Source organism: Nocardioides glacieisoli (genome assembly GCF_004137245.1).
Classification (GTDB): Bacteria; Actinomycetota; Actinomycetes; order Propionibacteriales; family Nocardioidaceae; genus Nocardioides; species Nocardioides glacieisoli.
Genome location: NZ_SDWS01000020.1, coordinates 1 through 11,246, shown reverse-complemented (window position 1 = coordinate 11,246; position 11,246 = coordinate 1). Strand labels below are relative to the sequence as shown.

The following is an 11,246-nucleotide window of genomic DNA, read 5'->3' as shown; positions in this document are numbered from 1 at the left end:
GCTCGCCGCCGACGGCTCACGCCCCTACCGACCAGCCCGCCCGACGAGAGCCGAACCATGCTGAACTGGGAAGAGCCATCAAAGGCGGGCTCGGCTTACGCAACCTCTAAGCATCAGAAACACACACTTCGCCTTTAACAATCCCCATCTCCGGGAAGAACTTCTGCATCACCATGGCCGTCGGATAGCAGTTGCAAAAAGCGGGATTGCCCTCCTGCTCTACCTCGAGATAGGCCGTGTCCGGGCGCCTCGATGCCTCAACCGCCTCGCGCAGCTTCAGAAACGAAAGTTGATTCATGTCGGCCATATACATGCCTGATAACAAGTGCCGGATCAAACGCAGTGATCATTGCTGACCCCGCCATGGCAAGGAAGCGCTCTGAGCAGCAGGCTTGCGCTTCTTCTAGCGATTCAAAGACGCTCGGCTTTCGATATCGCATCATCAATGCCGTAGACGCCACGCAGCATTAGTTCGTCTAGGACGTCGAGCAAAGCGCCCTTGTGTGTTCGGTCGCGGGACTGAGCGAGACCGCGTACAACAAGCTCGCTGATGTAGTGCGCGTCTCCGGCCGCACTAGTCCTGATGTCTGAAGCCTGCTCACCGAACACAGCCAGGAAGCGTCGAGAGGCTAGTAGAACCAAGTGGTCCACCCTGTCAGGCGCATGCTGCAGCGTGAGGAGAAGCTGAGGCGTCGCGTGTTCGTACGACTTCGACTCGATGAGAGCAGTGAGAAGGACCTCGAACGGCCGCAATGCCCGGTCTCGTAGGTGAGGCGCTACCTCGGCAACGGCTTCACGCACGGCATCGGCGTCATCGTTCATCAGCCCAACCAGCGATGCGGTTGCGAGTTCCGAGTTCGACGTGCGATCAATTCGGGCTGCAAGGATGCGAGCTGCTCCAGTGCGAACTTTCTCGTCACCTTGGAGAGCGTTCGTGAGAAGCTCTGGCTTCTGCCACTCCAGCCCAGCGAAGGTGGCCATCTGACCACCCGCGTCCCGCACTTCGTCGTTGTCCGATGCGAGCATTCGTTCGATGACCGGCTCAATGACCTCAGGGTCGACATTCCCGATGTAGAGCATGAGGGGCAGCACGAGCTGGGCAGCAAGTAGAACGTCCTCGGTATCGATCAAAGTCTCGAACGCTGAAAGCACAGCGGGTCGTGCATGTCTCAATGATGCAGACAGGGTATGTGCGACGCACGATCGCACGCTAAGAACCGGATCGCCTGCGAGTGCCTGTAGGTGCGGCTCCACCAGCTTCGTGCGTGCGCCATCGACGTCGTTGATGAGTAGGTCGCCCAATGCCTCCGCGAGACTTCCACGCGCCGTGTTGATGCCGTTCATCCGCAGGTCTTCGGCGCGTCGTCCGTCGCCGTCCCCGCGAGTCATCACCGGCGTGTTGTCAGCTGGGTCCGGCGAATGCATCGCCCGATCGAGGATGAGCTCGAGGAGATCCAGAGGGGCATCCTTGTAGTACTTGCGCACCGCCATCCCAAGCCAACGGTCATTACTTGAGTGTCTGAAGGAGGCGATGTGCCTTATGGCTGCGTACGCAGTCTCGGGCTCGGCCGCTCGTCCGTCTCCTAGCCCCATCAGTACCGCATCGCCGTATGCGTCGTTCATGTCGGCGGTCAGTTGGAGTGCAAGTCGAGCAAACCTGTCGGGGTCTGCAGCTACTCGTACGCGCAACGAACTCGATAGTTCTCGTGCACCCCCTCTGAGGGTGCCCCAATCGTGCTCGTCGCTGTCATACCGACGAATCGCCCGAAGCCACTGGTCATCCGACATCTTCTTCGCTGCATCTTCGCTGATCGGCGAGTTGACCGTTCCGCCAGTGATGCCGCGAGGAGCGAGCGGTTCGTCACGCTTGAACTTGCGACGGTACTCCTCCAGTCGCTTCCGCCCTTCAGGCGTGAGTCGGTTCTGGTCGAGCGCCGACAGGAACGTGAACGCCGTATGACCGATGCTTTCGCGACTCTCATACGGGCTGCGTAGATCGCGAAAGAGCGCCTCAAGTTTTCCATGAGTCTCCGCTGAGACAAGTGGAGCGATAGCACGTGCCAACTCGCGTGCAACCCAATCGGCATCTGACGCATAGCCGCAATCAAGGCGAGGGCCACCCTCTAGTAGGAGTTCCGCCGCCCACTCTGGGAAGTTGGACGCACCCCGGATCAACGCTTGGTAGAGCACATATTGAGACGTGTCGTACGGATCGCTTGCGAGGTCTTGAAGGAACGGCCGTGCGTCATCCGGACTGGAGGCCGCCAAGTGCCCCAAGGCGCGTACGCAGCCCGACAGGATGGCATCGTCGAGGTCACGCTCGCCCATATCTTCTTCGGGCCAGCGGAGCATGAAGTGCTTGTCGCGGAGCGGCTTTCCCTCTCTCGGCCCAGTCAGGGTGGCTTCGACCGCGTCCCGCAAGTAAGGGATCATGGCCGCCGCAAAAGCCAGCGGCTCGGCTAATGAGGCCTTTTTGACCATCTCGCTCGCCGTGTACTCCCGCAGTTCCAGATCCGTGACCTTGCCGCTGTCGTTCAGGACTAGCGCATTCGGGTGCGTCACGAATCTTGCTTCGAGCAGTTCGACAGCCCATAGCGGTTGGTTGTCGACGAGGTCGTGGACAGCAAGCCACAGCTCATGTTCGGCATCGTCGAACAGACCCTGCTTCAACGCGTCTAGAAGTGAGTCGAACAGCGCCCGATTGGCATGAATGTCAGCTTGTCGCAGTGCCAGGCGGAGCCACTGGGTGTGGTCGGGGTTGCTCCGTCGCGTTGAAAGGATTGCCGCCACATCATCGCCGTGACGAATTGCCCCAACGCTCAAGACGCTCGCTGCGAACTTGCGTCGATGCTCATCAGTCCCGTCGAGCCACGACGTGATGTACCCATCGGCATTGAGCTGCGTGAACCACGATGGTCGCCGAACCTGCTGCCACAGGCGCTCCTCGAAGTCTGGCCGGCTGTCAGTGACGCGGACGACAAGGCTGGTGTCGTCTGAGCCTGGGTTGGCCAGGCTGCCCAGAACCGCGAGAGCGGCTTCCTTCACATGGAAGCGAATCTCGTCGCTCATGAGCAGTGCCTCAAGCTCGTCATGGAACCTGTTTGGCTCGCGTTCTCGGAGGTGTTGCAGGATCTGTCGAACCTGACCTCGGCGGAACAGTTCCTGCTCGTCACGAGTAAGAAACTCCACCAGTGACTCACCTCGACTGACCCATTGACGTGCGAAGGCGTAATCGAAGAACGATTCGTGGAAGAAGGCAATCCGGTCTCCGTCGCGGGCTAAGACGTGCTCGGATACCAGGACGTCCGCGTGCTGGCGCAGATCGTCCTCGTCGAGGATCTCGACTGGTACCGACAGCGCCTGCCGATCGCTCGCTGCGTTCGCTACGCGGCTGATAACCGAGCTAAAGCGGACGCCCGGGCGCCGGAGGTCAGACGCCTGCCGCTTTCGCTCCCAGAACGCCTCGAACAGCGATCCCTTCGACTGGAACGCAAGTGCGTCTGGCTGTCCGGCGATGCTGCTCAGAAGCACAAGGTGTACTGGTGTCTTGAGAAGTGCGCGCTGGCTTGCGGTCACGCTGTCCGCGTCGAGTCCCATCGCCGCAACGGCTTTGTTAACTTCCTCATCGGTGAGCGTCCCGACCTTGATCGTCTTTAGATCGTTGCGGCTGGCCATCGCTCGAATGCGGTGGTCGTTATCTATGTCGAACTCGCGGCAAGCGATGATGACCTTCAATCCCGGCACGGTTAGCGCCTCTCCAACGAGACTCGCCACGACGTCGAAGCTCGTAGGCATCCGGCCGGACGCCAGGCTGACAGCGTCGAGCTGGTCGATGACGAGGTAAGCACTCTGGCCGTCGGAGATAGTCGCAAGGGCTGCTGCGGGTGAGGTATCGAAGCCAAGCTGACGGCCGAGCGCGATGGTGGTCGCGAACGATTCGAGGCGATCAAGTCGAAGGGCCAATACTGGGGCGCCATCTTGCTGCAGCTTGGCGATGGCTTGCTCCAGCACGGCGCTCTTTCCTCCGCCCGCCGTTCCAGCTACCAAGCACAAGCGGTGTTCTCGCAGTGCTGCAACGAGTGCGTCTGCTTCGGCCCTCTCGATTGTCGGCTGCAGCAGTTCACTTTGCACCGACGTGAGCCAACTGCCCGTCGCGGAATCGATGGAGTCTCGCACAGTGGCCGCTGAGCCCGTACTAAGCGGCTCGATGCCGTGCTCGGCTAGCCGCTGCTCAAGTACGTCCCTAGTCATCTGCAGACCGAGTGTGTCGAGCAGTACATCGTGGATAGCGAGCGCAATCAGGTGACCAGTCGCTCCCTGAAACCGACTCGCAGCTAGCACTGTGTTCGACCGAACCACATCGGTTTCAGTCTGAACCTGAAACCACATGCCTCGAAGGGTCGACCAAGCGATCTCGGCGCTACCGAAGTACTCTTTTGCCGACAGTTCGTCGAATGTCGAACGAAGACCCTTGTTCAGCCATCGCTGAGCGAAGTCATCCGCATCCGTCGCCTTCCGGGCTCTCTCGGTCAACTCCGGAAGGTCGCCACATGGCACCGACGACACAAAGTGATAGTCGCGGCCCTTCGCAACGTGAGTCGCTGCCGCTGCAAAGACATCTCTTGACGCGAGCGCACTTAGACTCCAGGAGTTGCCTGAGCCAGTGCTTCGCTTCAATTGGTGAACCTCGGTACGGGTGCCCGTGTGAAAGGTGAACTCGGAACCATGGTTTAGCTCAGGATCGACATCCTCAACTGTGAGCGAAAACCGGGCATCGGCGAGACAAAACAGTGCGTGATGAATAGTCCACGCTGCCTCATACCTATTGCCGAGCTTGTCAGCTTCGCCGCCCCGTCTCGGACTCATTAATCGCGTTCCCCGTATGTATTCGATACGTCTTGCACCAATTTTTTCATCTCAGTACTACTATACTCTCTTGACCAGGTCATCTATCGACGACGAGCCTCACTCCTCGAATCGGTAAGCAGACGGGGCCAATTCAGCCGCTGGACAACGATCATCTTCGTGGTGCCAGTAGAGCTCCACGCTCACCCGGTTAACGTGGTCGACACGCAGCGCTGGCATCAGACGTGGATCTGCGACCGTCGCGCGTAGCTCAAAGTTCGCGAGTAGCTCGGTGTGCCACCAGATGTGGAAGTTGACCAACCGGTCTTCGTGGATGGGTGAGTCGCGAAGGTCAAACTCGAAGTGACGCCGGGCCTTCAGTTGGCTCGTGTCCTCGTCCCACATGGACCACTCCAGATCAGGGAGGTCCTGAGCTTCACCGTTCACGTAGAGCGTCGGCTCGTGGAACGACGACCCCGTGACGGCGAAGAAGGTGGCGGTGAACCCGACCATGGGACCGTCCTGCGTCAGCCAAAACATGACCTCTGGTCGCTCAAGTACGGCGCGATCTCGGATGACGTGGCTCAGCGCAAGCACACCACGATCCGATCGGCGTAGCGCTGTCTTCTCGACCACGTGATACGTCTCGGCGTAGCGCCGCAAGCGATCATCAAGGTTGGAACCGCCGACGCCGTGGCCGATCGTGAAGAAGTAGGCGTGGATGTCTGAGCCAGGCTCAGCACCGAACTCATCAGCCAGGGCCATGAACCGCTGGAAGGCGGTCTTGATACTGCCGCTGCCGAGTTGTTCGATCAGACGACGTCTGCCGACGAACTTGGCCTGCTCCGGCTCGCCCTCAAGGCGACGCAGGGAACGCAGGTTCCGCAGCAGCTCGCGCTGATAGCTGTCGTCAGGCACCCGATGCCACCTGTCAGTTTTGTGTCAGTGCATGCAGCGTAATCGTCAGTCAGGCTCGAGATGTGGCTCAACAAGGGGCCACATCGAGAGATCGGACATCACATGAACGAGCTCGAGCGCTGGGCGACCGGATCGTCCAGCATCGTGCCCAGCCGCGAGGAGCGGCAGCACAAGAAGGCCGTCAGCAACCTTGTCCGCGAGACCCAGTTCGCTGGCCTGAAGGTCGACGCTGAGGCGGCACTGACCGGTCGCATCATGGAACGGGCCGTCGACATCGACCAGTACCGCAAGAGCCTGGCCGGTGGCGACGAGACCCTGAACATGGTGCTCACTCGGATCGAGCTGGGCTTCGTCGACAAGGCGCAGCGTCTCCAGCGCGGATTCGGATCGGAGTTCCCCTCGTGATGGGGCTGCTGATCGGACTGGCCACGGGTGGCCTGCTTGGTGGCGCCGCCGTCATGTTGGCGTACGAGCTGCGGCGGCACCGGTCGACCCCGGCCGAGGAGCTGACGGACGACGATCGTGACGTCATCGAGCAACAGTTCGCGGCCCACTCGGACTCCATGCGCCGTCAGGTGTCGGAGTTCGCCGACAAGCTGGCTGGCGGTGACCCGCTGCTGCGGGAGCGCCTGCGGCGGTTCGAGGCAGGTGACGTCGCATGAGCGTCGTACTGCTTCTGCTCATCCTTGGGCTCATCTGCTGGCTCGGCTACCGAGCCGACGTACTGGGCATCCAGGCCCAGCGCCGCCAGGAGAAAGTGAAGCGCCAGCTCCGGCGAACCAGCCAGGTCGTCGACGATGAGTACTACCGGACGAAGCGCGCCATGAATGATGCTGCCGGCCAGTCGTGGCGCAACCTGACAGATGGTGGGCCGCGCGGGTGAGGGACCGCGACCGAGGACTCGTCAGCAGGGCATTCGATCTTTGTATTGGTGCCCTGCTGGCGGCCATGGCCTTATGGGCTGCGGTGCAGATCATTCAGAGCATCTGGCTTCCGATCTGCATCGGCGTACTTGTTGTACTCGTGACTGCAGGAATCGGCGTCCTTATTCAGCGCCGCTTCACTCGTTGGTGATAGATACAGCTCGCTTTTCCCGTCGCTGTTGTGGAATGCGCACATTGCATTGACCGATGCACTAATGCATCACATAGTCAGTAGCAGATTGATGCACCCGCGCATCATTCGCCAACAGATCCTAGCTCCCTGAAAGGAGGTCTATTCGCTATGTCCAAAAACAAGAAGTCACGTCGCTCTAACCGCCGCATCTCGGTGCGCTCGGAGCTACGGCGCGAGCCGGACCTCCAGAAGATCGCTGGAACGGTCATCGCGCTGGCTATGGCCCAGGCCGAAAAAGAAGCGCAGGCGGATGCCGAGCGCAAGTCCGAGCAGGAGCCGCCCCATGTCAGCTAATCGACGCTGGCTCCGGCTGGACCTTCCCGAACCCCTCACGTCCGAACAGGTGCACGCCGCCCTCACAGGGCTCTGCAGCTTGAGCGGATCGCCGCAGCTAGTGCTCGAGGCACGCGGCGGTGCCCACACCGTTCGGTGGCGCATCGGCAGTCACCGGCGCGACACTGCGCGCGTTCGTGACGTTCTCAAGGCGCACCTCCCCCGGCTTCACCCCTCGTACCTCGACCACCCGATCACTGGAAACCCGGTCGATGCCGCCGTCAATCTGCGCTACGCCGGCAGTCGCTTGAACCCCCTGCAGGCCAACGCAGAGGTAGCAGCGCGTGGGCTACTTGCTGCACTGGCTCGTGCAGGTAAACACGAAACCGTCACCCTGCAGATCATTCTCGGCCCCAGATGGCGTCCTAGCCGCGAGCCGGATGAACCGATCCCGGGACGGCGACAGATCCGCCAGAAGTGGAGCGAGCCGCGCTATAGCTGCCATCTCCGGATCGGGGCTGAGGCGCCTGATCCTGCCAGGACGCGCTCGCTCATCAACAGCGTCGCGTCGAGCGCCCGTGCCTTGCAGTCCCCCGGGGTGCAGCTACGAGTCACCCGTACGTCGGCGGACGGGTTTGCCCACGCCTCGCCGCCATGGTGGTGGCGCAGCGAGCTGACGCCAACCGACCTGATCGCCCTTGCAGCGTGGCCGATAGGTGCCCCACCGCTGCCGGGCGTTCCGGCAAGTCACCCGCGCCGGCTCTATCCCAATCAGGTGCTGCCTCGCTCTGGCCGCGTGCTTGGTTTCGGACTCAGCGACGACCAACCTCGCCGCGTCGCCATGAAGACCGGCGACAACCTGCGCCACCTCCACGTGCTCGGGCCCACCGGCGTCGGCAAGTCGACACTGCTGGCTCATCTCGCCCGACAGGACATCGAAGCCGGACTGGGTGTCGCGGTCATCGATCCGAAGGGCGACCTGACGTCCGACCTGCTGGCCCGCATCCCTGAGGCGCGGCGAGACGACGTCGTCGTGCTCGATCCAGCCGACGATGCACCAGTCGGACTAGCCAGTCTGAGCGGTGATCCCGATCGCGCTGCCGACTCGATCCTGCACGTCTTTCACTCGCTCTACGCCGACAACTGGGGCCCTCGCACCCACGACATCCTCCACGCTTCGCTGCTGACGCTGGCGCGACGCGGCGATGCCTCATTGCCCATGATTCCCACGCTGCTGACGCACTCAGGCTTCCGCCGTTCCGTCACCGGCGCACAGGTACAGCTCGATCCGATGGGCCTCGGCTCGTTCTGGAGCTGGTACGAGTCGATCTCGGAAGCCGAGCGGCACGCCGCCATCGCGCCCGTCATGAACAAACTGCGTCCCATCCTGCTCCGACCTGGCATGCGTCACGTCCTCGGGCAGCGGGCACCGCGCTTCGAGCTGTCCGACGTCTTCACGAAGCGCCAGATCCTGCTCATCAACCTCGGCAAGGGACGGCTCGGGCCTGAGGCGGCCCAACTGCTCGGCTCCATCGTGGTGTCACTGCTCTGGACGGCCGCACAGTCCCGCACCGCTGTCGCAGCCGACAAGCGCCGACCGGTGCACCTCTACATCGACGAGGTGCAGGACTATCTGCGGTTGCCTGGTGACCTCGGCGATGCACTCGCCCAGGCCCGAGGTCTCGGCGTCGGCTTCACGCTGGCGCACCAGCACCTCGGCCAACTCAGTCCCGCGATCCGCGATGCCGTCATGGCGAACGCCCGTTCGCGCATCATGTTCCAACTGAGCGCTCGGGACGCCCGCGACCTGGCCCGCACCAGCCGCGATCAGGTCGAGCCGATCGACCTGGAAAGCCTGCCTGCCTTCCACGCCTACGCCTCGCTGCTCGTGGATGGCACGCCTGCACCGTGGGTCAGCCTGCGCACCACTGCACTCGGACCTGCAAGCGCCGACATTGCCGCGCTCCGAGCTCGCTCATCGCGTAACTACGGCGTGCCCGCTACAGAGACCGATGCCATCCTTCGCGGCCTCATCGAGCAGCCCCCCGTAGGACAAGAGCGCATCGGCCGAACGGCTCGACGGTCGGACGGAGGTGCGTCATGAGCGGGCCTTACATCCCAGGTCAGGGCCTTCCGCTCGCCCTTCCGTTCGGCTCATCTCTTGATACTGCATCTGCGCAGGTCAGCGAGCTGGAGCGACAGATACGGGGGACGAATACTCCGCAGACTTCGTCCGCGGAGCGTCGCCTGAGCCAGCGGGCACTGGCCAAGCTGAACGACTCGCTTCCTGAGCGAGATCGCCGGGTACTGGAGTTAGTCGATCAGCACCGCTACCTGACGACCCATCAGGTACAGGCGTTCGCCTTCACTGGCCACAGCAGCGCTGACTCAGCGGCGCGGACGACTCGCTCCGTGCTTCGTCGACTGGAGCGCAGCCTGCTGCTTCGCTCACTCGATCGACGGATCGGTGGTGCCCGGTCGGGTAGTGCCGCTCGCGTTTGGCAGATCACGTCGGGCGCGGCGCGACTGCTACGAAGTGATGGCTCGACCTATCGCCGCACAGAGCCGTCGCTACGCTTCATGGCGCACTGCCTTGCCGTCGCAGACGCCCACTTGGCGCTTCGCGGCCTGACTGGCAGCGGAGCGGATCGCGTCACCGTGCAGGTTGAGCCTGATTCATGGCGCTGGTTCAGCGGCGTTGGCGGCGAACGGCGCAGCGTGCAGCCTGACCTCGCTGCCGTGGTGCAGACCGCCCAGTACGACGACCGCTGGTTCGTGGAGGTTGACCTCGGGACGGAGAGCCTGCCGACGCTGCTACGCAAGTGTGGCTTGTACGAGGACTACCGTGCCGCTGGTATCGAACAGTCCGATCACGGCGCCTTCCCACTCGTGCTGTGGGTGCTGACCAGTTCTGAGCGTGCCGAGCGCTTCCGCCGCAGCATCGACCGCAGTCCGCGTCTGACTCCTGAACTGCACAAGGTCGTCACAACGACGGACCTCACCAGCGAACTCCGCGAGGTCCTGCGATGAGCGTTCTGCAGCGAGGACAGATCATCGAGGGCGACGCGCTGACGGTGCTGCAAGCCCTACCCGACCAGTCCATCGACACTATCGTCACCAGCCCGCCCTACTTCCGCCTGCGTGACTACGGCGTCAACGGTCAGCTCGGACTGGAACCTCACGTCGATGACTGGGTGATGCCGCTCCGCGACGTCCTCCGAGAGTGCGCGCGGGTCCTCGTCCCGACGGGCACGGTATGGCTTAACGTCGGTGACAGCTACAGCACGCATGGCCGCGAAGGCGCAGCCAGAAAGAGCCTGCTCCTCGGCCCAGAACGTCTGGCGCTGGCACTCATCGGCGACGGCTGGATCATCCGCAACAAGATCATCTGGGCCAAGACCAACACCGTGCCCACCAGCGTTCGCGACCGGCTCGCCACCAAGCACGAGGTCATCTACCTGTTGACCCGCTCGGCGCAGTACTTCTTCGATCTCGACGACGTCCGGCAGCCGCACGTCAGTCGACCACCGAAGCCACGCGCCGTCACGAGACCTAGCATGCGCCCCTCCTGGCTCGGTCCGAACAGCGACAGCGATCTAGGCCTAGCTGCTTTGCATGCCGCCGGACTCCAAGGTCACCCCCTTGGCAAGAACCCCGGCGATGTTTGGAGCATGAGCGTCAGCAGCTACCGCGGCGCACACTTCGCGACCTATCCGCCCAAGCTCATCGAGCGGATCCTGCGAGCCGGCTGCCCTGAGCGCCGCTGCCAGACGTGCCGCCGTCCCTACGTACGACCACTCAAGCGGCGCGGCGCATCGGCTCACCGATTGACTCTGCGGCCGAGCTGTGACTGCCAAGCACGGAGTGAGCCGGGCCTCGTGCTCGATCCGTTCATGGGCGCGGGTTCGACTGCCGTGGCCGCGGAGTCGCTTGGCCGCGATTGGGTCGGCATCGAGCTCAATCCAGAGTTCCGACGACTCGCGCTTGAACGCATCCGGTCGGCGCACTCCCCGTAAACCGGCCCTTCCCAGATGAGCGTGGTTGAGGTGCTCGCCTCGAGCGGCGTGTCTGGGCGGTGAAATGGCGTCAGGGCC

At 62.7% G+C, this 11,246-nt stretch carries 10 protein-coding genes; 7 read left to right on the top strand and 3 right to left on the bottom strand.

Annotated elements, in window-relative coordinates; all coding sequences use genetic code 11:
• Positions 1 to 106: 106 nt before the first annotated feature.
• From EUA06_RS22040 to EUA06_RS22030, 3 genes are all read right to left on the bottom strand, one after another.
• Positions 107 to 307, bottom strand: a complete 201-nt coding sequence (locus EUA06_RS22040) for a hypothetical protein (protein ID WP_129479827.1) — start codon at positions 305 to 307, stop codon at positions 107 to 109.
• 104 nt (positions 308 to 411) lie between these two features.
• Complete coding sequence (locus EUA06_RS22035) at positions 412 to 4,866, bottom strand: hypothetical protein (RefSeq protein WP_129479825.1); 4,455 nt, start codon at positions 4,864 to 4,866, stop codon at positions 412 to 414.
• A gap of 99 nt (positions 4,867 to 4,965) precedes the next feature.
• Positions 4,966 to 5,763 carry a hypothetical protein gene (locus tag EUA06_RS22030; protein ID WP_129479823.1) on the bottom strand — a complete coding sequence of 266 codons (798 nt, stop codon included), beginning with the start codon at positions 5,761 to 5,763 and terminating at the stop codon, positions 4,966 to 4,968.
• Between the two features lie 102 nt (positions 5,764 to 5,865).
• On the opposite strand from EUA06_RS22030, the gene EUA06_RS22025 reads away from it, so the two are divergent.
• The 7 genes from EUA06_RS22025 (at position 5,866) to EUA06_RS22000 (ending at position 11,168) form a co-directional block, all read left to right on the top strand.
• Complete coding sequence (locus EUA06_RS22025; protein WP_129479821.1) at positions 5,866 to 6,168, top strand: hypothetical protein; 303 nt, start codon at positions 5,866 to 5,868, stop codon at positions 6,166 to 6,168.
• Positions 6,165 to 6,425: a hypothetical protein gene (locus tag EUA06_RS22020; protein ID WP_129479819.1), complete on the top strand. Its 261-nt coding sequence runs from the start codon at positions 6,165 to 6,167 to the stop codon at positions 6,423 to 6,425. The genes EUA06_RS22025 and EUA06_RS22020 overlap by 4 nt, the downstream gene beginning before the upstream one ends.
• Positions 6,422 to 6,646, top strand: coding sequence for a hypothetical protein (locus EUA06_RS22015; protein WP_129479817.1), 225 nt, complete (start codon positions 6,422 to 6,424; stop codon positions 6,644 to 6,646). The genes EUA06_RS22020 and EUA06_RS22015 overlap by 4 nt, the downstream gene beginning before the upstream one ends.
• A gap of 341 nt (positions 6,647 to 6,987) precedes the next feature.
• Positions 6,988 to 7,173 (top strand): hypothetical protein, encoded by a 186-nt coding sequence (locus tag EUA06_RS22610; RefSeq protein ID WP_165354510.1) that lies wholly within the window; start codon positions 6,988 to 6,990, stop codon positions 7,171 to 7,173.
• Entirely contained in the window at positions 7,163 to 9,256 is a 2,094-nt protein-coding gene (locus EUA06_RS22010; protein WP_165354509.1) for a type IV secretory system conjugative DNA transfer family protein, read from the top strand. Before EUA06_RS22610 ends, EUA06_RS22010 begins: the two co-directional genes overlap by 11 nt.
• On the top strand, positions 9,253 to 10,182 hold the full coding sequence (locus EUA06_RS22005) for a replication-relaxation family protein (RefSeq protein ID WP_129479813.1): 930 nt from the start codon (positions 9,253 to 9,255) through the stop codon (positions 10,180 to 10,182). Before EUA06_RS22010 ends, EUA06_RS22005 begins: the two co-directional genes overlap by 4 nt.
• Positions 10,179 to 11,168 carry a DNA-methyltransferase gene (locus EUA06_RS22000; protein ID WP_129479811.1) on the top strand — a complete coding sequence of 330 codons (990 nt, stop codon included), beginning with the start codon at positions 10,179 to 10,181 and terminating at the stop codon, positions 11,166 to 11,168. The genes EUA06_RS22005 and EUA06_RS22000 overlap by 4 nt, the downstream gene beginning before the upstream one ends.
• Positions 11,169 to 11,246 lie beyond the last annotated feature (78 nt).